This window comes from Mycoplasma corogypsi, assembly GCF_045276875.1.
Lineage (GTDB): Bacteria > Bacillota_I > Bacilli_A > Mycoplasmatales > Metamycoplasmataceae > Mycoplasmopsis > Mycoplasmopsis corogypsi.
In genome coordinates this window covers 249,948-275,556 of sequence record NZ_CP174163.1, presented here as the reverse complement: position 1 = coordinate 275,556, position 25,609 = coordinate 249,948, and the positions used below count along the sequence as shown (strand labels likewise).

The 25,609-nt window shown below is 28.8% G+C and carries 18 protein-coding genes and 1 pseudogene; 17 read left to right on the top strand and 2 right to left on the bottom strand.

Annotated elements, in window-relative coordinates; genetic code table 4:
* The 15 genes and pseudogenes from hpt to ACJA23_RS01050 all read left to right on the top strand — a co-directional run.
* On the top strand, positions 1 to 549 hold the full coding sequence (gene hpt / locus ACJA23_RS01120) for a hypoxanthine phosphoribosyltransferase (RefSeq protein ID WP_406614488.1): 549 nt from the start codon (positions 1 to 3) through the stop codon (positions 547 to 549).
* Positions 539 to 1,507, top strand: a complete 969-nt coding sequence (locus ACJA23_RS01115) for an ABC transporter ATP-binding protein (protein WP_406614486.1) — start codon at positions 539 to 541, stop codon at positions 1,505 to 1,507. Before hpt ends, ACJA23_RS01115 begins: the two co-directional genes overlap by 11 nt.
* Positions 1,500 to 3,041 carry an ABC transporter permease gene (locus ACJA23_RS01110; RefSeq protein ID WP_406614484.1) on the top strand — a complete coding sequence of 514 codons (1,542 nt, stop codon included), beginning with the start codon at positions 1,500 to 1,502 and terminating at the stop codon, positions 3,039 to 3,041. Before ACJA23_RS01115 ends, ACJA23_RS01110 begins: the two co-directional genes overlap by 8 nt.
* Positions 3,042 to 3,295: 254 nt before the next feature.
* Entirely contained in the window at positions 3,296 to 3,922 is a 627-nt protein-coding gene (upp, locus tag ACJA23_RS01105) for a uracil phosphoribosyltransferase (RefSeq protein WP_406614482.1), read from the top strand.
* Positions 3,922 to 4,650: an MPN527 family putative ECF transporter permease subunit gene (locus tag ACJA23_RS01100; RefSeq protein WP_406614480.1), complete on the top strand. Its 729-nt coding sequence runs from the start codon at positions 3,922 to 3,924 to the stop codon at positions 4,648 to 4,650. Before upp ends, ACJA23_RS01100 begins: the two co-directional genes overlap by 1 nt.
* 18 nt (positions 4,651 to 4,668) lie before the next feature.
* Positions 4,669 to 7,005: a class I tRNA ligase family protein gene (locus ACJA23_RS01095; RefSeq protein WP_406614478.1), complete on the top strand. Its 2,337-nt coding sequence runs from the start codon at positions 4,669 to 4,671 to the stop codon at positions 7,003 to 7,005.
* A gap of 19 nt (positions 7,006 to 7,024) precedes the next feature.
* Positions 7,025 to 9,793: an endopeptidase La gene (gene lon / locus ACJA23_RS01090; RefSeq protein WP_406614476.1), complete on the top strand. Its 2,769-nt coding sequence runs from the start codon at positions 7,025 to 7,027 to the stop codon at positions 9,791 to 9,793.
* Between the two features lie 2 nt (positions 9,794 to 9,795).
* Complete coding sequence (locus ACJA23_RS01085; RefSeq protein WP_406614474.1) at positions 9,796 to 10,227, top strand: hypothetical protein; 432 nt, start codon at positions 9,796 to 9,798, stop codon at positions 10,225 to 10,227.
* A complete protein-coding gene (locus ACJA23_RS01080) occupies positions 10,211 to 11,287 on the top strand; it encodes an amino acid permease (RefSeq protein ID WP_406614472.1) in 1,077 nt (358 codons plus the stop codon). Before ACJA23_RS01085 ends, ACJA23_RS01080 begins: the two co-directional genes overlap by 17 nt.
* Positions 11,288 to 11,390: 103 nt before the next feature.
* Entirely contained in the window at positions 11,391 to 12,458 is a 1,068-nt protein-coding gene (prfA, locus tag ACJA23_RS01075; RefSeq protein WP_406614741.1) for a peptide chain release factor 1, read from the top strand.
* Complete coding sequence (gene prmC, locus ACJA23_RS01070; protein WP_406614470.1) at positions 12,458 to 13,177, top strand: peptide chain release factor N(5)-glutamine methyltransferase; 720 nt, start codon at positions 12,458 to 12,460, stop codon at positions 13,175 to 13,177. Before prfA ends, prmC begins: the two co-directional genes overlap by 1 nt.
* Positions 13,178 to 13,186: 9 nt before the next feature.
* Complete coding sequence (gene whiA / locus ACJA23_RS01065; protein ID WP_406614468.1) at positions 13,187 to 14,059, top strand: DNA-binding protein WhiA; 873 nt, start codon at positions 13,187 to 13,189, stop codon at positions 14,057 to 14,059.
* A 337-nt stretch (positions 14,060 to 14,396) separates the two neighbouring features.
* Positions 14,397 to 17,378 (top strand): hypothetical protein, encoded by a 2,982-nt coding sequence (locus tag ACJA23_RS01060; protein WP_406614466.1) that lies wholly within the window; start codon positions 14,397 to 14,399, stop codon positions 17,376 to 17,378.
* A 366-nt stretch (positions 17,379 to 17,744) separates the two neighbouring features.
* Positions 17,745 to 18,047: a hypothetical protein gene (locus ACJA23_RS01055; protein WP_406614464.1), complete on the top strand. Its 303-nt coding sequence runs from the start codon at positions 17,745 to 17,747 to the stop codon at positions 18,045 to 18,047.
* A 107-nt stretch (positions 18,048 to 18,154) separates the two neighbouring features.
* Positions 18,155 to 18,298: pseudogene (locus ACJA23_RS01050) on the top strand (hypothetical protein); the annotation flags it as partial.
* Positions 18,299 to 18,393: 95 nt separating this feature from the next.
* Here the strand turns inward: ACJA23_RS01050 and ACJA23_RS01045 are convergent.
* Positions 18,394 to 18,732 carry a hypothetical protein gene (locus ACJA23_RS01045; protein ID WP_406614462.1) on the bottom strand — a complete coding sequence of 113 codons (339 nt, stop codon included), beginning with the start codon at positions 18,730 to 18,732 and terminating at the stop codon, positions 18,394 to 18,396.
* Between the two features lie 559 nt (positions 18,733 to 19,291).
* Between ACJA23_RS01045 and ACJA23_RS01040 the strand changes: the two genes are divergently transcribed.
* Positions 19,292 to 20,230: a hypothetical protein gene (locus ACJA23_RS01040; RefSeq protein WP_406614460.1), complete on the top strand. Its 939-nt coding sequence runs from the start codon at positions 19,292 to 19,294 to the stop codon at positions 20,228 to 20,230.
* Positions 20,231 to 20,974: 744 nt separating this feature from the next.
* Positions 20,975 to 23,464: a hypothetical protein gene (locus tag ACJA23_RS01035; protein ID WP_406614458.1), complete on the top strand. Its 2,490-nt coding sequence runs from the start codon at positions 20,975 to 20,977 to the stop codon at positions 23,462 to 23,464.
* A 374-nt stretch (positions 23,465 to 23,838) separates the two neighbouring features.
* Here the strand turns inward: ACJA23_RS01035 and ACJA23_RS01030 are convergent, their stop codons facing one another.
* Positions 23,839 to 25,527 (bottom strand): hypothetical protein, encoded by a 1,689-nt coding sequence (locus ACJA23_RS01030; RefSeq protein WP_406614456.1) that lies wholly within the window; start codon positions 25,525 to 25,527, stop codon positions 23,839 to 23,841.
* Positions 25,528 to 25,609: the final 82 nt, after the last annotated feature.

Below are 25,609 nucleotides of genomic sequence, written 5' to 3'. Positions count from 1 at the left end.
ATGACATCACATAAAAAAGTTAAAAAAGTACTATATACAGAAGAATTTATCGAACAAAAAATAAAAGAATGTGCAGAGTGAGTAAACAACACTTATAAAGATAGTGAAGATTTGATTTTAGTAGGTTTATTAAAAGGGTCAGTGCCATTTTTAGCTCAATTAATTAAAGATATCGAAGTAGATCACTCAATTGACTTTATTACAGCTAGTAGCTATGCAGGAAGTCACGCAACAAGTGGTAGTGTAAAAATCATTATGGATATGGCTCAAGATATTGAAAACAAAGATGTTTTAATTGTTGAAGATATTATCGATAGTGGAATTACCTTAAATAAAATAAAAAATCTACTAATTAGTAGAAAACCAAAAAGTTTAAGAATTATCACACTAATGGATAAACCATATAATCGTAGAGTTGACTTATACGCTGATAAATATGGATTTCAAGTCGCAGACGAATTTTTAGTAGGCTTCGGTTTAGACTATAAAGAAAAATTAAGAAATTTACCATTTATTGGTGTTTTTGATGAGGAATTCATTGAAGAATAACAATATTTTAGATACTGAATATGCAATTGAGATAAATAATTTATCTAAAAGTTTTAACGACCTAAAAGTTTTAGATAAATTATCACTAAAAGTCAAAAAAGGCCAATTGTATGGTTTTTTAGGTTTAAACGGAGCTGGTAAAACTACAGCCTTAAACATTATTTTAGGTTTAATCCCTCGAGATGAAGGACAAATTTTAATTAATAATTTAGACGTTGATAAAAATATCGAATCTATTAGAAATAACATTGGAATAGTTTTTCAAAATTCAACTTTAGATCCAATTTTATCAGTTTATGATAACTTACTATTTCGAGCTTCTCTTTATAAAGATATATATAATAAGCACAATATTAAAAAAGTTGTCGATGATATCATTGTTGAATTTCAACTAGAAGATATTAAAAATAAAAGATACAAAAACCTAAGTGGTGGACAAAAACGAAGAGTCGATATTGCTAGATCACTAATTCATAAACCTTCAATTTTATTTTTAGATGAACCAACAACCAGCTTAGATCCAAGTTCTAGAAAACTAGTGTGACAGATTCTAAACAAAATTCAGCGTGAAAGAAACTTAACGATTTTATTAACTACTCACTACATGGAAGAAGCTAATAAATGTGAGTTCATTTCAATTTTACAAAAAGGTAAAAAGATTGTTGAAGGAACTCCAACACAGCTTAAATCGTGATTCGCTAATACAACTGTCAAAGTTTATAGTAAACAAAACCTAGAACTTGAGCAAATAGCAAAATCACTTGACGCTGAAATTAACTACTTAGATAAGGGATATATTTTTAGTTTTTCTAACAACAGCCAAGCAGTAAAATTTGTAGAATTGATTTCAAAAATAACCAATGATTTTGAATTACACAAAGGAACTATGGAAGAGGTTTTTATTAATGTAACTTCTATGGATCCTGAACAAATAAATGAGGTAATTAAGAATGTTTAGTTTCAAAATGTTAGTAAAAAGAAACTTTAAGATCTTTTGAAAAGATCGTAAACGTGTTTTTATTACACTTTTGTTACCGGTTTTAGTCTTATTCGTTTATCTATTTGTAGCTAGAGAAGTGTATAAAAGACAGTTGTTTAATTTATGATACGTTTCAAATCGAGATGCTTTATCATATGCCTTTAATAAAGCATTGACTGCTGAAAACTTTTCTATGCATATTTCCAGTGTTTTAGATAAAAACAAGGATGTTTATCAGCAAAATGTTTTTATTTATACTGTACTTGACTATGCCAAAGACAAAGATTTTCCATTAGTCAAGCTAACAAATGCAAATGACATAATAAATGCTAGTAATTATGTTTTAGATAAAATTATTAAGCAAGATGTTTTGGAAAACGGTAAGCTAACCCAGACTTATCTAAATGATTTCCCAGTTTTAAAACAAGCTATTGCACAATTACCTAGAAATGCTAAATTCACTGATTTATATAGGGTTTTAGAACAAGAACTAGGGCAAATTGAAGCTACTAATCAAGCTATGTTTAAAAACTTAGTACCTTTAATTTTTGGTATTTATCACGCATTTAAAAATAACACAAATCTAGTTAATAACTATTTAGTGTACCAAAAAATTGTTGTTTCAACAGAGTTTTTAAGTCATTACTTCACTAATCAAAATACATTTTTAGGTTTATTTTTTATGAAGAAAACTTCAATTTCACTACTTCCAGTTTTAGATGTTGAAAGTTTTAAAAATCCAAACATAACTTTTGACGATAGACCTCTTAATGTACTTTTCACCAAAAAGATCATAGACTTCTTTGAGAATGAATATAAATTCACTCAAAATTCTTATACAGATTCATTTTTATTAATTAGTCTTTTAAGCACAACTGCTTTAACAACAAGTGTAACTCTTTCATCGGTTATAGTTGATGATAATGCTGATAAGATTTTGACTGATTTAACTGTTACACCAGTGAAAAAATCAATAATTAGAGCTAGTTACTTGATTTTTAATGTTGTGGTCAACATTATTATAAGTTCAATAATTTTGCTAATCAGTTTTATTTTCTTAGTAGCAAATAAAACTTTTAACTATAGTTTTGATCCAGTTTTACTAATTTGATTAGCAGTTTGTTTAGCTTGTGTATTAAACTCAATTTTATTTAATTTTGTTTTCTCATATGTTAAATCTAAATGACTATTTAATATTGTTTCAATATCAATAGCAAGTATTTTTGGTTTTGTAATTGACGCTTTCGTTCCTTTACACTATATGCCAAAAGCACTGGCAGAAATATCTAGATTTTTACCGATGACACAAGCTACACAACTAATTCGGTGAACAGTTTTAAGTCCACTTTCATATTTAAAAACCACACCAGCCAATGGTAGCTATTTACTATTTGATATCCCAGTAAATGGATGAGAAATTTCATTGTATATAATTTCATGAATTTTAATTTTCATTCCACTGAACTTCCTTTTATACAAAACTAAAAAGTATAAAAAGCTTTTAACTACTTAAGTACTTCAATAAATTTTATTGGAGTACTTTTGTTTTAGTTTTTGGTTGACACCAATTTTACTCCTTAAATCACAATAGATTGACCATTTAACCTACTAGTTAGGCATTAAAATTAAAATACACTAATTAAAAATCTAATTTTGGACATTTTTAGCACTATTTTAAGACAAAAATAGCACTAAAAAAGTAAAGATATCGGAAAAATAAAAAATATAATAAACTATAATATAAGTAATTAAAAAATAGGGGGTATGATGCTTAAAATTATTAAACATCCACTTATTGAAATTAAGTTAACCAAAATGCGTGATCGTAAATCTGATCACCTAATTTTTAGACGCAATTTAGATGAAATTGCTTCACTTATGGTTTACGAAATTCTAAGAGATTACTCAACAAAAGAGAAGAAAGTCACCACACCACTAGATTTAGTTTACACTGGAGCTGATTTTGATAAAGAAATTGTATTAGTTCCAATCTTAAGGGCAGGTTTAGGTATGACTGAAGGTATTTTAAATCTAGTTCCTCAAGCTAGAGTTGGACATATTGGAATGTACCGTGATGAAAAAACTTTAACTCCAAAAAGTTATTATTATAAAATGCCAAGTGTTCCAAAAGATTCACTAATTATCGTAGTAGATCCAATGTTAGCTACTGGTAATTCAGCAGCTGATGCAATTAGAGAACTACAAAACGATGGTTTTACAAACATTCAACTAGTTTGTTTAGTCGGTGTTAAACAAGGTGTTGAAAGAGTAGAAAAAGAATTTGGTTCTGATTTTAAAATTTATTTAGCTTCACTTGATAAAAAACTAAACGAAAAAGGTTATATAACCCCTGGTTTAGGTGATGCAGGTGATCGTATTTTCGGAACTAAATAATGTTATTTAGAACAGGCAGCCATAATCACAATTCACAATTTCTCAAACAAATTGTTTTTTCTAGTTTTTTACTTGCTTTATCAATCTGTTTTGCTTACTTAAGCAAATTTATGAAAGTGTTTCCATTTTTAAATATTTCACTTTCACTTACTCCTATCTTTTTATGTTTTGTTTTAGTAAACACTAAATTCACTATCATTATACTTATTGCACGATTTTTATTTGAGCCACTAATTTTACCTAATTCATCTATCGATATAGAATATTTAGGTAGTTTTATAGTGTTGCTTGCACATATTTTATTTATTGCTTTTTACGCCCTATTTTTTCACCTATTTTATTTTGCAATCATTAAAAAATACCATAAAGAACAATCACAAAATCATAAAATTTTAATAACAATGATAAGTTTGATACTAACAACCATAGTGGCAACACTAGTTTTATCAACTATCAATACATTTTTTACTAACCTGATTTATTTCAAATTATTAAAAATTACAAATACTTTTTCTTTAGCTAAAACTATTGAAGTTTATAAAAATATTAAAAATTATTTTGCTTTCGGTATCGATAACTACTATGGTGGTTCATACCTTTTATATATTGTTTTTAACTTACTTAATTACAGTATTAATGGATTTATCGTTTTCAACTTAATTGTTACTGAAATCAAAACTAATTTTTTAACTAACTTTTTAAAATTTGATCATCACAATCATTACTAAACATAATAAGGAGCTTATATGGCACAATACGAGTTTTCATCTATAGATAAAAAATGACAACAAAAATGAGAGGAAGAAAATTACTTTGAACCTTTAAATAATTACGAGTTGCCTAAAAAATACATATTAAGTATGTTCCCATATCCAAGTGGTAAAATCCATATGGGACACATTCGTAATTATTCTATAGGTGACGCTATTGCTCGTTATTTTAGACGTAGAGGATTCAATGTTTTACATCCTTTTGGTTGAGATGCTTTTGGTTTACCAGCTGAAAATGCAGCAATAAAAAATCAAATTCACCCTAAAACTTGAACTTACAAAAATATTGAATTAATGAATGAAGAGATCAAAAAAATGGGTCTTTCATTTGCTTGAGATTATCAATTAATCACAACTGATGAACAATACACCAAATGAGAGCAATTTATATTTATTAAACTTTGAGAAAAAGGTTTAATTTATAAGAAAAAAAGTTTACTAAACTGATGTGAAAAAGATAATACTGTTTTAGCAAATGAACAAGTTATTAATAATAAATGTTGACGCTGTGATGAAGAAGTAATTCAAAAAGAAATTGACACATACTACTTAAAAATTACTGCTTATGCTCAAGAATTATTAGACGATTTAAAAGAACTTGAAGGTCATTGACCACAACAAGTTTTAACAATGCAAAACAATTGAATTGGTCGTAGTGAAGAATATACATTAGAACTAAAAATCAATTCTAATTTAGCAAACCTTAAAACACAATCAATTCTTGTAGGAGAAAAAGACTACCAAAATATCTTAAATGCTAAATATCTAGCAATTTCGAATACTCACCCACTTGTTAAAGAACTAAAAGAACTTAATTACTTCAGTGAAAGTGAATTAGAATTGTTAAATGACATTGATAAACAATTTGTTGCAAAAGATTTTAGTCGTAAAATTTGTGTAAATCTAAATATAACAGTAAATAATATAGTAACAGGAACTGATGTTCCAGTTATTATTTCAGATTTTGCTTCAAATAATCCAAATAGAAATGCTCAATTTGTAAGTGTGCTAAATAAAACTCATATTAGTTTTATGGATGCAAATCAATTAGCTTACAACGAAGAACAATTAACTCCTTTAGTTAAAGAAGCGAGTTTAACCAAAGAAGTTAAATATAACCTACGTGATTGAGGTATTTCAAGACAAAGATATTGAGGAACTCCAATTCCACTAGTTCACTGTAGTGATTGTGGAATTGTTCCTGAAAATCTTGATCATTTACCAATTACGCTACCATTTAATGTTCAGTTTACAGGACAAGGAAATCCATTAGAAACCAATCAAGAATGATTAAAAACTAAATGTCCAAAATGTCACAAAGAAGCTAAAAGAGAGACTGATACTTTAGATACATTCTTTGAATCATCTTGATATTTCTTACGTTATACAACACCTAGTCATTTAAGAGAAGATGTAATTTTTGATCAAAAAAGTTTAAGCTACTGAAATGTTGTTGACCAATACATCGGTGGAATTGAACACGCAATCTTACACCTACTTTATGCTAGATTCTTCACAAAAGCATTAGCTGATTTATCGCTAGTTCCATTTAGAGAACCATTTAAAAACTTAATTACACAAGGAATGGTATTAAAAGATGGATCTAAAATGTCTAAATCAAAAGGAAATGTTGTTGAACCTGGTGAGTTAATCGCTAAATTCGGAGCTGATACAACTAAATTATTTATTTTATTTGCAGCACCACCGGAAAAAGAGTTAGAATGAAGTGATTCAGGTGTTAATGGATGTTATAAATTCATCAATAGAATAATTGACAGAAGTGCTGAAATTAATAGTGAATTAGTAAAAACAACTATTGATCATAATTCACTAAGTGAAGATGAAAAATTAGCTAGATACAAGTTATACTTTGGAATGCAAAAACAAATTGAAACTTTCGAAAAACAAGATAGTGGTTTTGCATTTAATACATTAATTTCATGAGCTATGGAGACTATGAACGCTTATGATAGCGTAGAGAAACCAGAATTAATCACTGAATTATTCTATGTTTTATTAAACATTTTAGAACCATTTATGCCACATACCGCATGAGAATTATCAGAAAAATACTTCAACTTAAAAAACCTAACTGACTTTAGTATTGTCGAAGAAGCTTTAATCAGAGATACAGTTTCATATCCTGTTTCAGTTAATGGTAAATTTAGAGCTGAATTAACAGTTAAAAAAGATGCAACAGAAGAACAAATAATATTACAAGCTAAAGAACAAGCAACTAAATGAATTGATGGAAAAACTATCGTAAAAGTCATTTATGTGCCTGGAAAAATCGTAAACATCGTGGTTAAATAAACCTAATTAAGGAGGATTTATGAGCGAGAAAAAAGTTAAAGAGAAACAACAAAAAATTGTCAAACCAATGATTATTGTTAATGATAAGTATCAATCATTAGAATATGGTATTCACCAAGTATTAGTTGATGGTTATCAAGCATATACATTGTTAGAATACGCCAAAGAAAGTAACACAAAACTAGATCGTCTGGTTATTAATTATGCTGTAATTAGCTCTGAAGATAAAATAGCATACGATAATAGAGAAGATAAAACTGATGAAGAATATCAATATGGTGACACAATGGAAGAAGATACTCTTGACACTATTGATATGATTCAACGTGGAATTGCTAAATTTAGTTCTACTGGTAGATATGCAAAAGTTTTAGACTTTTATGAAGATCCTGATTTAGGGTTATTTGTATTAACCTACAAAGTTTTAGGTGTTGCTGAGATCGAAATGATCCGTGATGTAACAATGGATAATGGTTCTGTTTTATTCGAATGTAAATTCTTATTAGTAAATCCTCGTGATTTAGATAGAACAGATATTGATCAAAGTGAATACAAATTAGTTACAGACAAATTCAAATCAACTTTATCATTAGTAGAAAAAGAAGCATTTACAAAAACATTTACAACTACAATTTTTGGTAAAGCTTCAGTTATTTTGAATGATAAACCTATCAACTTTAGCTATATTGAAAATCTAGTTCGTAAATACAATGGTGAATTTGAAAGTATTGATAATTCAGCTTATGAAAAAGCGCTATTTTATACAATCTTAAACTTCGTGGACTGTGATTTATTTGCTTATAAAAAAGGTTTTAACGAAAATTATAGAGAATTTAAAATTAGCTTTTTAATTCAACAAATGATAGCAGCGTTACAACAACGTCTTGAACTTGAAACAGAGTTACAAGAAAAAATGAATGATAAGTTATCAAAACAACAAAGAGAATTCTACTTATTAGAAAAACAAAAAGCTATTAGTGATGAATTAGAATCAATTGGTTCAAATGTTGATGAAGATGATTATTCAAAAATGATCAAAAACGATAAATTAAGACAAATTTATCCAACTAAAGTTCGTGAATTAATCAAAAAAGAACAAAAACGCTCAAGAGAATTACCTCCTGCTAGTCCTGAATCAAGTATTATTAAAACTTACATTGACCATCTTAAAAAATTACCATGAAGAAAGGTCGAAAAAGAATATTTAGATATTTCTAATGTAAGAAAAGAATTAGAAAAACACCACTATGGATTAGAAGAAGTTAAAGAACGTGTGGTTGAATATTTATCAGTTATAATCAACAAAAAAATGAATGAACCACAAGAAGCTGATTCTAAAATTCCTTTAGGTAAAGAACACGAAATTGACTTAACCTTATTTAAAGAAGGAAAAGAAAAAGGAAAACAAACCTTTAACAATGTTCCTATTTTAACTTTAGTAGGTCCACCAGGTACTGGTAAAACATCATTAGCTAAAGCTATTGCAAACTCTTTAAACCGTAAATTTGTCAAAATCTCACTAGGTGGAGTACATGACGAAAGCGAAATTAGAGGACATAGAAGAACTTATGTTGGTGCTATGCCTGGTAAATTGATTAAAGCAATGCTAGAAGCTGGTGTTTCAAACCCTGTTATCTTACTTGATGAAATCGATAAAATGAAATCAGATATGAAAGGTGACCCAGCTTCTGCAATGCTTGAAGTTTTAGACCCAGAGCAAAACACAAAATTCCAAGATCACTATTTAGAAGTTGAATATGACTTATCTAAAGTAATTTTCATTGCAACTGCTAACTACTACGAATATATTCCAGGACCATTATTAGACCGTGTTGAAATTATTGAGCTTTCTTCATACACACTGACTGAAAAAATCAAAATTTCTAGAGAACACTTAATGGAAAAAGTACTTCAACAATGTGCTTTAAACCCTGAATTTTTACAAATGGATGATGAAGTTTTAGAATTTATCATCGAAGGCTACACTAAAGAAGCTGGTGTACGTGGTTTAAAACGTATTTTAGACAAAATTGCACGTAAAATAGTTGTTAAAAAACTAGAAGATAAGGAACTTAAAAAATTCGTTATCACCAAAGATATCGTGTTAGATTTTTTAGGACCAATTAAATATAGAAATGAACAATTTGAGGAATTTGAAGCTCCAGGTGTGGTTAACGGATTAGCCTTTACTTCATATGGAGGAACTTCATTACAAATTGAGGTAAATACATTTGTTGGTAAACCTGAAATTAAACTAACTGGTTCATTAAAAGAAGTTATGGTTGAATCAGCTAATATTGCTCTTTCATACGTAAGATCTAATGCTGAAAAATTTGGAATTGTGGATTTTGATTTTGAAACTCATACAATTCACATTCACGTTCCAGAAGGTGCTGTTCCAAAAGATGGACCAAGTGCTGGGGTAACATTCACAACTGCTATTATTTCAGCTTTAAGTAAAAAAGTCGTTTCAAGTAAATACGGAATGACTGGTGAAATTACCTTAAGAGGAAAAGTTCTTCAAATCGGTGGATTAAAAGAAAAATCATTTGGAGCTGTACAAAAAGGTATTTCAACTGTCTTTATTCCTCATGATAATATTCAAAACCTAAATGATATTTCTTTAGAAATTAAATCTAAAATTACGTACGTTCCAGTTAAAATGTACGATGAAATTTATGATGTAATTTTCAATAATAAAGAACCGAAAGAAAAATTAACATTTTCTATGGACGATAAAAAGGAAGAAAAAACTAAAGAACAATTAAAACAAAAGACTAAGAAATAAAAATGGGCAAGCATACCAAACACTTTAGTCAAAAGTCTTTTACATTTTTTACCATCAACTTTATAGTTGGACTTGGTTTTCTTACCACACTAGCAACGGTAGCTAATTTTGGATTTTATGGTTATTTAATCATTCTGCTTGCTGCCATTGTTGTTTTTGGTATATCATTAGTTTTTTCAAGACTAGCAAATAACTTTAAAGAGCACTATGGTGGTTCTTATCAATTTGCTAGACATTTAGACGATAAAATTACAACAGGTACAATTCACGATAAAGTAGAATTTAACAACATTAAAGAGCGTATAAGTCACCATAAATATCGCTTGTTAAGTTTCTTTATCGGATGAAACCAGTTTTTACAATCACCCATATTATCGTCAATTGCACCTTTATTTATTGCTGATACCAATTTTAATATTGGTTTCAAAAAATAACAGTCACTATAAAACCATTGAGTGAGCAATCAGAATTACTTCATTAGTTTTCTTTTTAGCAATTGTCTTTTTATCTACAATCGGTCTAAAAACAAACAAAATTGTAATTATGATTTTTGGTATATTAAAATGACTAATTCTGGTAATAGGTGTATTAATTTTGGTTTACATCGTATCTACAAACAATCAATATCAAGCAAATATAACACAAAGTCAAAACATTAGTGCTAGGTTATTATTTGCAAATACAATTTTATTTATTTATGCATTTGGTGGAATTGAAGATGTTTCTGCCATGGTTAAAGATGTTAAAATGAAAAACTTTAGAAAAGTTTTATTAACAGCTTTAATGTTTATTTTAGGCTTTTATCTACTTATTTATTCATTAGTATTAGGATTTAATATTCAGCTATTTAAAAATAGCAGCTTACAAATCATTTACCAAAGTGCCTTTGGTGCTTTTGGTACTGTCTTATTTATCATTGGATTTTTATCAAATGATATTACTTCAAGAATTACGCAAAGTGTTGCTACAGCTCGTAAAATTGTACCAATGGCTGAAGATGGAAACTTGTTCCCTTATTTAGCTCAGAGATCTAAAAAAGGTGAATTCAAGCACGCTATTTGATTTACAACAAGTGTGACACTTATTACAATGATAATTTTATGAAGTATTCCTCTCATTATTTACAATAATGACCAAGAAAGAGCTAATAGATTCTTTGAAACTGCAATTTATGCAACTAATATTGCTGTGTTTGTTGAAGATTTATTAACTTTTACCGTAGCATTTATTTTAGAGAAAAAACAAATCATCAGCAAAATACCGCTATGAGAAAAGATTATTTATGTTTTTGATATGATAGCAATTGTATTTTTACTAATAGTCTTCTTAACACCAGGTATATTTGGTGATAAAGCTAGCGAAACTGATCATTTAACCCCACTAATTGCAATTAGTACTTACTTTATCTTTATAATTTTTGGTATTATTATGAACATTTTAAGCCGTATGTATATCAGAAATAAACAAAAAGTAACTAGCGATTTAAATGTGTAACTTCTGTTGCACATTTTATTTTATTTATTGCCACTGTACAAACTTAAAAAGGCTAAATAATCACTTTAAAATATGGTAAAATAAGATAACTATGGAACACACAATGTATAATTCACTACAACAAATTAAACAAAAACACGATGATCTGCAAGCAAAATTACTGCTTCCTGAAATAGTTTCAGATATCAAAACATACACTAAAATCAACAAAGAAATCAACTTAATCTCTGATATTGTAGAAGCTTTTAACAAATATTTAGAAGCAGAAGCAAACTTAAAAACAGCCAAAGACATTTTAGTAAACGAAAAAGATGAAGAAATGTTAATGTTGGCTAAAGAAGAAATCACTCAAGTTGAAGAGGTGATGGAAAAATTAGCAGCTGAATTAAAAATCTTAATCTTACCTAAAGACGAAAACGATGCTAGAGATGTTATTGTTGAAATTCGTGGTGCAGCAGGTGGAGATGAAGCAAACATTTTTGCAGGTGATTTATTTAGAATGTATCAAAAATGATGTACTCAAAATGATTTAAAAACAACTATTTTAGATTCTTCTGCAGCTGAAGCTGGTGGATTTAGTTTAATTACATTTTCAGTTAAAGGTGAAAAACCATATTCAAAACTAAAATTTGAAAGTGGTGTACACCGTGTGCAGCGTGTTCCTCAAACCGAAACCAAAGGTCGTGTTCATACATCTACAGCAACTGTTACAGTTATGCCTGAAATTGATGATGATATTGAAATAGAAGTTAAAAGTGAAGACATTAGAGTTGATGTATTCCGTTCAAGTGGTAATGGTGGTCAATCAGTTAACACAACTGATTCAGCTGTTAGAATTACCCATAACCCAACTGGTATTGTAGTTTCTTGTCAAGAAGGTAAAAGCCAAATCCAAAACAGAGAAATTGCTATGCGTATTCTTAAGTCAAAACTTTATGATATTGAAGTTAAGAAAAAACAAGAAGAAGAATCATCATACCGTAAACTAGCAGGAAGTGGTGATCGTAGCGAAAAAATTAGAACCTACAATTACCCTCAAGACAGAGTTACTGACCACCGTATTGGATTTTCAACTAGCTTATATCCAGTTATGGAAGGTAAAATAAATCCAATTATTGATGCTCTATTAACCGAAGAACAAAACGAAAAAATTAAAGCATCTGGTTTATAATGCCAACTTTAGAGCAACTTTTATTAGAAAAACGAAGATACGGTTTAGAACAAACTGTATCTTCTTTTGAATTAGAGCAATTAAAAAAAGGAACACCCATCCAAAAAATTATCGGTTACATTGAAATGGCTGATGTTAAAATTGATTTATCTAAAAAAGTTTTAATACCACGTTATGAAACTGAAGAGCTAATCTATTTAGTTAAAGAACATATTAATGATAAAGATCAATTAAACATATTGGATTTATGTTGTGGTAGCGGTTTTATTGGTATTGCGTTACAAAAATTCAAACCTAATTGCACTGTTACAATGTCTGATATTGATCATGAAGCTATTTTACAATCACAAATCAATCAAAAAATAAATAATGTAAAGGTAAATATAATACAAAGTGATTTATTTGAACATTTACCAACTAATCACTTTGATATAATAGTTTCAAACCCTCCATATATCAAAAACACTGAAATATTAGATAAATCAGTATTAGACTTTGAACCACATCATGCTTTATTTGCACCTGATAATGGATTATATTTTTACAAACAAATTCTAAAACAAGCTCCGAAATACTTTAAAAATCAAAAAGGTCTGTTATTTTTTGAAATAAATGCACTAGACTTAGAATTTTGAAATGAACTTAAAAACCAATATAAATTAGAAATCATTAAAGATATAGCAGGTTTAAATCGTATTGTTAAAATAACATTTGAATAAAAGGAAATTATGCAACATCTAAATAAAAATTCATTTTCATGAGAAGTAAAAAAAGAAATCATAAATAATGCTACAAGCGAAAAAGAAATTATCGCTTTTATAAATGGTTTAATTTATTCAAATGCAACAATTGATACAGATCAATATATCTTTAATATCAAAAATGAATATATCTTAGATAAAATAATCCATAAACTTGGTAAAGTTCATATTCCTTATTATAAAAATGCTAAATGAATATCTAAACTTACAATCGATCAAAAAGACTTAGCTTTAAGTTTAGCGTTAAATTTTGGTGATTATTTAACTTTCTTTTTTGCTGGTGTTTTTTGCGGTAGTGGTAATATTAGCTCCAAACAATCAACTTCATATCACTTAGAAATTAGTTCACATTACAAAGAGTTTGCTGATAAAATATTAGAAGTTTTAAACAAATATGAATTTGGTTTCCAATATTTACATCGAAATAATAAACATATTTTATATGTTAAAAAATTAGATAAATTATTTGATTTTTTATCAGCCATTGGTGCTAAAAAATCATGATTCAAGCTTCAAGATATCCGTATCAACCGTGATAAAGAAAATGTTGTTAATCGCATTAACAACATTGATATAAGTAATCTAAAACGCATTGCTAAAAGTTCATTAAAACACATCGAAAATATTGATTATATTTACCAAAACAACCTTGAGCATTACTTTGATGAAAATCAATTAGTTTTTTTTAGACTAAAGCAAGAAAATAAATGATCTTCACTTGTAGAATTAGTACATATTTTAGAAACTGAACATAATATTTTTATAACTAAAAGTGGTATTAATCACTGATTAAGAAAACTAACAAAAGTAGTTGAAGACCATAAAGAAAATAAAATATAAGCGCCTATATTTGGCGCTTTTTTAATTTATATATGGTGGTATTAGTTTTTATATGTTATTTAAACTCAAAAACACAGGATACAAATTTTGTGATTAATTAATAATTATATGAACTTAATAGATATAGTTTGTATGAGTAAAATTTAAAGAGCATATCACATGGTGTCCCATCATTTAACCTATTTTTTAACTTTTTGTGTATCATAATTATAGACACAAATTTAAAATATTAAGGTTTTAAGCTTGTGATTATTCATCTGGATAATTTAATTTATCTGTTGAATTCATACATTGATTAAATTTGACAATGTATTTTAAATGTTCAATTAAGGAAAATATGAAAACAAGAAAACTAAAATTAGTTTTATTATTTGGTACAGCTGTTGCAACTCTACCAGCAACAATCGCAGTAAGTTGTAATGAAGTTATTGATGAAAAAATAAATAAAACTGATACAAACACAACAAATACAACAAGTCCAGCTGATGAAGAAGCTATTCCTAAAACTTCAACAGATAAAGATAAAAATACAAATACAGATAATGGTACTTCTTCTGTTTCACCGACTACCCCAACTACTCCAACTGCTCCAAGCAGTGAAACTAGCGCTGAAAAAGAAACAGCTAATAACTCAACAGAAGAAACAAATAACGGAAGCTCACAAGCTGAACCAGCAAATCCAAATCCTCAACCTGATCAACCTACAGCAGGTGGGAACACAGAAAATAACAATAGTGAATCAAACAGCCAACCAAGTGAAAGCGCTAATAGTGCTAACACTGAAACAAATAGTGGTAGTTCAGAAACAACTAATAATGTAAATCCTTCTAATCAACCAGCTAGTGGAGGAGAAAGTGCACCAAGTTCCGACAATACTAGTGTAACACCACAACCAGTTGATAAAGCAGCTGAATTACAAAATGCTAAAAACGAAGCAAATTCAAGAATTGATACATACCTAAATTTATCATCAGGTGTTATCGCTTCACTAAAATCAGGTGTTAATTCATTGGAAAATAATGAAGCAATTCAAAATATAGTTAATAAAGGGGCAAATTTAAATGCCAAAACTGGTGATTTAGTAGTTTCACTTTTAGGTGTAGAGAACGAAACCAGAATCGCGAACAGAGTATTTGAAAGTGTGAAAAAAGCATACCTTAGTGCATTAAATAATGCTCAATCACTTTTAACAGAAGGTAAGTTAAAAGAAAGTAGTACTACAGTAGATCAAATAGAAGCAGTATTAAACTCACTAAAAGCTGAAATAGATAATGTAAATAATGCTGATGAAAGAATGGAACTACATGATGATAAATTAAATAGTGTTAAAAACGATTTAGGCGAATCAAATAAAACATTAGGTGAAAACTTTAAAAAAGTACTAATGCAATTAGTTAGTTCATACATTAATAATAAAGATCAAAATCATGTCGAAAACACTATCAAAGTAGCTGAACTACTAAAAAAATTAAGCGAACTGCAAACAAGTGTTCTTGAAGGTCTAAAAACTCAAACAGATTATCCAAGAAAATACTACAATGCTTCAAATAAAGATGCATATGATACAGCTTTAAGAAATGCTTTATCTATTTTTCCAGCTTATAACTTCGATAAAAATGATGTTTATAACTCTGTTACATTAGAGGCAAATAATCCTAGATTATTCGCAAACGCAAGAACTGCTGAAGACACTAAATTAGAAAACTATGTTAAATTAGGAGAAAACAATAAAGTATTAACTGAAGGCGCTAACTTACAATCAACATATGATTTAGTAACAAAATTAAATAAGGATTTAAAAAATGAAGAAAGTAAGTTAAATGGTGACAACAACACTGAAGCAAAAGCTTACTTTAAAAATCCTAGAAATGTAGAACTTCACTGAAATAACTTCTTACCTAAATTAGTTATTAATACAGATTATTTAAGTACTACAATTGAAAACACAAATGAAGCAAGCAATTCATTATCAAATGGTCCTTTAACAGATGATCAAATCAATAAATTCCCAAGTGTTGTTGAAAACAATAAAAAATCAACTGCTGAACTTGAAACTTGATTTAATAACGATAATAATAGAGTTATGCTTACAGATGCATTAATAAAATTACTTGGATCTGAAAATATTAATAACGTTAATTTATCATCACCTGTAATTACATATAAACATATTTATTTTAAGAAAAATACGAATAATAACGGTGCTGAAACTCGTACCGTTTACTCAACACCAGTTGTGACATTTGATGTAACAGCCAAGGAAGGATTTACAGCTTTAAGCAGTAGTGAAGGAAATAATAATAAACTATCAATTAATTTAAGTACAATTAGAAAAACAAATACAGAAACTCCTTATTTATATACTTCAGTTTATTATACATCTACGGTTGGTCAACCAATTAGTGGCGATGTAATTACAACATCGAAAAAATATTTAAATAATATAGTTAATTATTATGGTCCAGCAATTCCGTTAGATGCAAGTGCGCTTGCTTCAGAATTATCACAAAGCAATACAACTATTTTGAATAAAACAGTTAATGGAACATCATCAATAACCAATACAGATTTTAATGATAAGTTTAAAAATTGACTGTTAAAAGACAATCAAAGTAGTCCAATTGCAAATGCTCAATTTAGAAGTGTTTTAAGAAACTATGTACATAATTATGACAACAGATATGACTTAACAAATACAAGTCAATCAGGTAATTCAGGAATATTTATTGCTTATCCGATTTTAAACACTCCACCAACCAATGGTCAAGAGGCAACAGAAGAAAATACCAAAAATGGATATAACTTAAAATTAAATGAATTTTCAAAACTAAAAGAGAGTTTCTATCTTCAAAAAATTGATGGAGACAATAATGCTGTTTATGTACCTTTACAAGCAAAAACGTCTGCAAGATGATTAAGAATATTTTTAGTCAGAATACCATTAACTAAATTTATAGCACCAGTCACACCAATCGCTGCTCCATCTACAGCAACCGAATCTAATCCAGAAGTTAATAACGCAGTGACAAGCGATAGTGCAAATAGTGGTGCTGGTTCTACTTCAACAACAAATACAGGTAATGAAAATTCAGTCATGACCGAAAATTCTGCTGCTGCAAATGGAGATGATGCAAGGTCAGATGCTAGTCATTCAGAATCAGGCACAAAACCAAGCGCAGATGAAACTGCAAATGGAACATCTATGAGTCCCGCTCCTAGTTCAACTTCTTCTCCATCAAATCCTTCTACAACTTCACCATCAACTTCTACAGGAACAACTGAAACAAGTACAACCGCAACTTCTGGCAGTTCAACTTAATAATAATTAATTAACTTAATTTATATTTTCCAAAATAATATGTTACTTAAATAATGCTTTTTTATCTATTCACATATAGCCTATATCAATTTTGATATGGGTTTTTCTTTAAAACTTATTTAATTTATTAAATGCTAATGTAATTTTTTTAGCGTTAAATTACACTGATCTGCTGATTTTGCAGTTCTTTTTATCATTTTCTTCTTTTTTTTTTTTTTTTGTATTTTAAAAGTGCAGTAAGAGGTTAAAAACAACCATTTTTAGCTAGTTATTACTGGAATTGATACAACAAATACTTACTAAACAATATATTTTTAGTTATATATTGAGTAATTTAATATATAGAAAATTTTATTAAGGAAAAATATGAAAACTAAGAAACTAAAACTAGTTTTATTAGTTGGTGCAGGTGTTGCAATGCTGCCTACCACTATAGCAGCAAGTTGTAACGAAACTGTTAAAACGGATACAACAACACCTGAAACTCCTTCAACCGATGATAAAACTACACCTGTTGAACCATCTAAACCTGAAACAGATGGAGATAAAGGTAGTACTCCTACTCCTAAGCCAGTTGAGCCGGTTACTCCAAGTGGTGAAGGTAGTGGTGAAAAGAGAAACCAACAAATCCAACAACAGATGAAACAGGTAAAGAAACTAAACCAGTAGAACCAGTCGACCCGACCCCTGAACCAGAAAAACCTCAAGAAGGTGGGGAAGCAGCTAAACCTGAACCTGAAAAACCAGTTACTCCTGCAGTTGATCCTGCTACTGAATTAAAAACAGCTAAAGCAGATGCTGATAAGAAAATTGATGCTTTAGCTAATTTATCTACAGCGGTTATTACAACCTTAAAAGAAGAAATTAAATCTGCTAAAGATAAAGCAGTAGTTCAATCAACTATTGAAAAGGGTGATACATTAAATACTAAAGTTGGTGAACTTGTATCTGGTATAAAAGCAGCTGAAGCCGTAAAAACAAAAGCAGATTCTGTATTTGAAAATGTAAAAACTGCCTATACATCTGCACTTGATGCTGCTAAACTTCTTTTAACAGATGACAACAAATTAAAAGAGTCATCAACCACAGAACAAAAATTAACTGAGACACTTGCTAAACTTAATAAAGAAGTAGAAAGTGTTAATAATGCAGACGCAAAAATCACAGCACATGAAGCATTATTAAAAACTGTTAATGATAAATTAGGTGAAGGAAACAAAACATTAGGTTCTGCATTAAAAGCTGCACTGGTAAAATTAGCTGGTACATATACTGATAAAAAAGTTGAAGCAAATGTTGATAATGCTATTAAATTAAATAGTCTATTAGATAACTTAAGCGAATTACAAAACAAAACACTTGAAGGTTTAAAAGTTCAAACTGCTTATGAAAGAAAATACTATAATTCCGAAAATAAAGCAGCATATGATACAGCCTTAAGAAATGCCTTATCAATTTTTTCTGCCTATAATTTCGACAAAGATGGTGTTTATAGTTCTGTTACATTAGAGGCAAATAATCCTAGATTATTCGCAAACGCAAGAACTGATGAAGACACTAAATTAGAAAACTATGTTAAATTAGGAGAAAACAATAAAGTTGTAACTGATCAAGCAGATGTAAATACAACTTATGATTTAGTTACTAAACTAAATAAAGCCTTAAAAGATGAAGAAAGTAAGTTAAATGGTGAAACAAATAAAACATCAAAAGCTTACTATAAGAATCCAAGAAATGTTGAACTTCACTGAAATAATTTCTTACCGAAAATTACAATAAATACTGATGATTTAAGTACAGTAATCAAAAAAGAAAAAGCCACTGAAGTAGAACTTAAAAATGGTGTAGTTACAGATGAACAAGCTAAAAAACTTCCTGAAGTTCAAACAAATAACGATAAAGTTACTGCAGAGTTGAAAAAATGATTCAGTGAAAAAACTAATTTAGAAATCCTTGTTAATAAATTAACATCACTACTAGGTTCTGAAAACATAAATAACGTTGAATTAAGTAGTCCAAAATTCACTTATAAACATGTTTACTTTAATAAAAAACAAAAAAATGATCAGCCAGAAACCCACACAGTATATTCAACTCCAGTTGTTACATTCAATGTGTCTGCTAAAAATGGTTTTAGACTTTTAAATACAACTGATGGAAATAAAGATAAATTATCTATTAACTTAAGTGTATTACATAAAACAGGCGAAAGTGATAATGAAAAACCATACTTATATACATCAGTTTATTTTTCAACTATAACAGGTAAACCTGTTACTGAAGATGTTATTAAGAAATCTAATGAATATCTAAATGATATTATTGAATATAACGGACCAGCTATCCCATTAGATGCTAGTGTGCTAAATAACAAACTTGGAAAATCAGGTATAACAGTATCTGATAAAACTGTAAACGGCACAACTAATATATCAGAGGAAGAATTTAATAATAAGTTCAGAGACTGATTAATAAAAGAAGGTCAAGATAGTCCAATAAACAACAAACAGTTTAGAAGTGTATTAAGAAATTACATTCAAACTTATGACGATAGATATGATCTAAATAACACTAATAAGTCTGGACAATCAGGTATTTTCTTAGCACACCCAATTCTAAACACACCAGGTGAAAAAAATAAACCAGAAACAGCAAAACCGGCAGAAGGATACAATTTAAAACTAAATCAGTTTGCCGGTATAAGAACTGAATTTAAACTTCAACAAATCGAAGGTGATACAAATGCTGTGTATGTACCTTTACAAGCAAAAACATCTGCAGGATGATTAAGAATATTTTTAGTCAGAATACCATTAACTAAATTTATAGCACCAATTAGTCCAATGGTTTAAAAAGAAGAACCGGTTTCTAAACCTGATGGTGAAAAATCAATTGAATCTGAAATCGGTAGTGATGAATCACATACTACAAACGGTGATGCAAATGTAAACAAACCAGACGCAGCTCCAGCAGCTCCATCATCATCAGCATCACCAGCAACATCTGGAACTAACAGAAATGGTGCTTAAAGTTCACAATAAAAACAAACCTTATCCTCATAAATTCATAATTAAAAACCTCATTCAAAATATCCATGTCCTAATTTAATTTATTAAGAGTTTTAATTTTTGTTCCTTTGAATAAAACTCTAATTCCTTTTAATAATTACAAAATTTAATAAGCTCACACTTGTAGTTATTTCACATACAGCCTATATCAATTAGATATAGGCTTTTATTTAAAAATTGCTTTTGTTTTAACTGACTGATCTAATATTTTTAAACTATTTCCTGTTGCATAAAAATCAACCGCACCCCCATTTTAAATTACGAAAAATAAGGTTACTTAATGTGGTTAATAAACTAAAAAGTAATTTTTTAGTGTAAAATCTGACCGAATCTGCTGATTTTGCAGTTCTTTTTATCATTTTCTTCTTTTTTTTTTTTTTTTGTATTTTAAAAGTGCAGTAAGAGGTTAAAAACAACCATTTTTAGCTAGTTATTACTGGAATTGATACAACAAATACTTACTAAACAATATATTTTTAGTTATATATTGAGTAATTTAATATATAGAAAATTTTATTAAGGAAAAATATGAAAACTAAGAAACTAAAACTAGTTTTATTAGTTGGTGCAGGTGTTGCAATGCTGCCTACCACTATAGCAGCAAGTTGTAACGAAACTGTTAAAACGGATACAACAACACCTGAAACTCCTTCAACCGATGATAAAACTACACCTGTTGAACCATCTAAACCTGAAACAGATGGAGATAAAGGTAGTACTCCTACTCCTAAGCCAGTTGAGCCGGTTACTCCAAGTGGTGAAGGTAGTGGTGAAAAAGAGAAACCAACAAATCCAACAACAGATGAAACAGGTAAAGAAACTAAACCAGTAGAACCAGTCGACCCGACCCCTGAACCAGAAAAACCTCAAGAAGGTGGGGAAGCAGCTAAACCTGAACCTGAAAAACCAGTTACTCCTGCAGTTGATCCTGCTACTGAATTAAAAACAGCTAAAGCAGATGCTGATAAGAAAATTGATGCTTTAGCTAATTTATCTACAGCGGTTATTACAACCTTAAAAGATGAAATTAAATCTGCTAAAGATAAAGAAGCAGTTAATTTAGTTGTTGCAAAAGCAGAAGGTTTAGAAGCCAAAACTGTATTATTAGTTACTTCATTAGCAGAAGCTAACAAATTAGGTAAAAAAGTTGACACTGTATTTAATAGTGTTAAAAAATCATATAACGATGCATTAGATGCAGCTAAATTATTACTTAATGAAAATAAATTAAAATTAGCTACTACAACTGTTAAAGAATTAGAACAAGCAGCTACAAAACTAGACGCTCAAGTTAAAAAAGTTAGTGATGTTGCTGCACAAATTGCTGGTCATGCACAATTACTAGAAAAAATTAATACAGAATTAGGTAATGAAAATACAACTTTAGGTGTTGGTTTAAAAACTGAATTAGCTAAAATACCTGCTACATTAGAGCAAGCTACAGAACAAAATGTTAATAAAGGGTTAAAACTTTATAACTTATTACAAAACTTAAAATCATTACAAAATGATACTGTTGCAGCTTTAGATTTACAAACTAAATATACAAGAAACTACTATAACTCAACCAACAAAGCTGAATTTGATAAAGCTTTAAGAAATGTTCTATCTGTATTATCACCATATAATTTTGACAAAGAAAACGTTTATTCAGAAGTTAACGTTGAAGGTAATAATAACCCTAGATTATTCGCTAACAAAAGAGTAGCAGCTGAATTTAAATTAGAAAACTTTATTAAACTAAATGAAAATATTTTATCAACAGAAGGTGCTAACTTAGATTCAACAGCTAATTTAGTAAAAAGCTACTATGAAACACTAAAAGCTGAAACTGCTAAATTAAACGGTGATACCAATAATTCTTCAAAAGCCTACTACAAAAATCCTAGAAATGTTGTGTTACATTGAAATAACTTTTTACCTAGAATTGCTAAAGATTTTAGTGAATTAAGTACATCACTTGGTGAATCAGAAGCAACAGACTTAAAAAATGGTGCTATAACAAAAGATGAAGTTTCAAAATTAAAAAATGTAGTTGAAAATGATAAGAAAACAACTGCTAAACTTCAAGAATGATTTAGTGTTAAAGAAAACCTTACAGAACTAACTAACCAATTGGTTATTCAATTAGGTTCTGAAAACATAAATAACGTTGAATTAAGTAATCCAGAATTTACTTATAAACATGTTTACTTTAAGAAAACTACTAAAACAACTGAACCAGAAAAGACAACAATTACATACACAGTTTACTCTACACCTGTTGTAACATTTAATGTTTCAGCTAAAACAGGATTTGAATTGTTGAATGAAAAAGATGGACACAAACCTAAACTATCTATTGATTTAAGTATTTTAAATAATTCTAGTGATAGCAATAAACCATACTTATATACATCAGTTTATTTAACAAGTATAACAGGTAAACCGGTTACTAAAGATGTTATCAAGAAGTCTAATGAATATCTAAATGATATTATTGAATATAATGGACCAGCTATTCCGTTAGATGCTAGTTCATTAGTTGGTAAAATCGGTGGTGTTGTTGAAGATGTCACTAAGAAAACTGTTAATGGCACAACTAATATACCAGTGAAAGAATTTAATGATAAGTTCAGTAGCTGATTACTAACAGAAAATGCACCTAAACAAAATGTTCAATTAAGAAGTATATTAAGAAACTACATTTATAAATACGATGACAGATATAATCTAAATAATATTACTAGATCTGGTGAATCAGGTATTTTTGTAGCATATCCAATCTTAAATACACCTGAGAGAAAAAAAGGTAATGCTAATACAGAAGCTAAACCAGAAGAAGGATACAATTTAAAATTCAATAACTTTAGCGAAGTAAAATCACAATTTTATGTTCAACAAATTGAAGGTGATACAAACGCTGTATATGTACCTTTACAAGCAAAAACATCTGAAGGATGATTAAGAATATTTTTAGTCAGAATACCATTAACTAAATTTATAGCACCAATTAGTCCAATAGTTTTACCTGCATAACCAGTCGCTAAACCTGATGTTGAAAAATCAAGTGAATCTGAAGCCAGTGATGAATCACATACTTCAAATGGAGCCGCTAGCACAACCGCTCCAAGCACAGCTCCAGCATCACCAGCACCTAACAGTAATGGTGACGGACATTAACAATAAAACAAAAACCTTATCCTCATAAATTCATAATTAAAAGCCTCATTCAAAATATCCATGTCCCAATTTAATTTATTAAGAGTTTTAATTTTTATTCCTTTGTATAAAACTCTAATTCCTTTTAATAATTACAAAATTTAATAAGCTCACACTTGTAGTTATTTCACATGCAGCCTATATCTATTAGATATAGGCTTTTCTTTAAATAAAAACTGACTTGTGTCAGTTTAGATAATTGAAACTGTAAAGTTTTGTTTACCCTCAAAAGCAACTGGATTGTTTTGATTTAAGGTTTCAATTTCGTGTAAAATAAAGTCTAATTCTAATACAACTGAATCTTGACTTTGACTTATTAATTTTGCATTTTTAATTTCAATAGATTTAACATTGTTATTTTGATCTTGATTTTTCTTAGTAATTAAAATGCTCGAAATATTTAAGTTATCTAAATTAGATCTATTAATACTAAAACTAAAGTTTCTATTAATAATTTGTCTATATATGTTGTTCAATGATTGATTGAAATAATTTTTACCATTATATTTTGGAGTAGTAATTTCTCCATCATTAAGGTTATAAACTAATACAACATCATTAGGAGTATTTACTTTATTATCAATACCAGCAACAGCACCACTAGTTATATCCATAAAAGCAAATTTATCAAAAAATAGACCATTTTCAGCAGTAGCGTGATTAGTCGTCAATTCTTCAGATTGCATCTGTGTTTCTAACGAAACAACATTATAACCTTGAGGAATATTAAATAAGATATTTTGGTTTAATTCTGGATCAAAGACATTAAATGTAGCACCAGCTACAATATTATCTTCAATAAACTGAGTATTGTAATTGTGTCCAGGGTGACCTTTATAGTAGATATTGTAGTCTTTTCCATGTTTGTATAGTAAATATATTAATACATTTCTATCTGCCGTTTCACCAGTACCTATTAAAATCAAGCTCTTTTTGTTATTGCTTGCATTAACTTTTTTAACTAAATCTCTTTGTTTAGTTCAATCAACTCCTGAAATTAAAGGTCAATAACTAAATAATCTTTTATTGTTTATATCTCTTGTTTCAAAAACTACATCTTTGATAGTTTTACTATCATTTCCTGGGAAAAATGGATAAGTATTTTTATAACCTAAAGCCCTTAATTGTATTGCATCAGCTTCAACAGTAATATAATTAATATACTTTTTATTCGGTATTAATGCTGGCATTAAATACTGGTTTTCACGAGTAATTCAGTCTTTAAATGATAAATCTACTATCTTGCCGTCTTTGACATATCTTTCGTTATTTTTATGTCATGAGTGAAGCAATAAACCGCTAATGATATTAGCATCCTCAATTCCAATCACATACACGTTAGGTAATTGGGTTAGTTTAATAAATGATGGATAATCTTTAATATGATCTGCATTAAATCAAACATTAATCTTTTTAGCTGGGTATTTTAGAGCATAATCATTAATAGTATCATAGTAATATCTTAAATTAGCACCAAAATCAATATAAGGAACTTCCTCAATAGTACTATCTAAATACATTTTTCTATCTGTAACACCTTCTGGAAGTTTTTTGTGATTATGTACAAAATCTAAGTATGCTGCTTGATTTACTTGAGCTTGAATTGGTAGTCTAGGTCAAATATATAGATGCGTTTCAGTAGGAGCTATCATTGATAAAGCTAGAATATTATTAAAAAGCTGAACACCATGACCTACATGAAAGAAATTAACATCTGCTTCTTTTAGCCTATCAATAACATTAGTGTTGTAAGGTTTAGCATCCTCTTCAGGTGGAGCATGTTCAATTCAAGGGTTATCATTACATGAAATAGCTAAACTTAATGGTAAAGTTGTAGCTAAGGTTAATGATAATAACTGTAGTTTTCGAAATTTTTTCATTAGTAGTTTAATTATATCTGTTATTCCTAAAAGCACTAAATAATTAGTAAAATAGCTTCAAAATTCAACTTTTAAATGAATT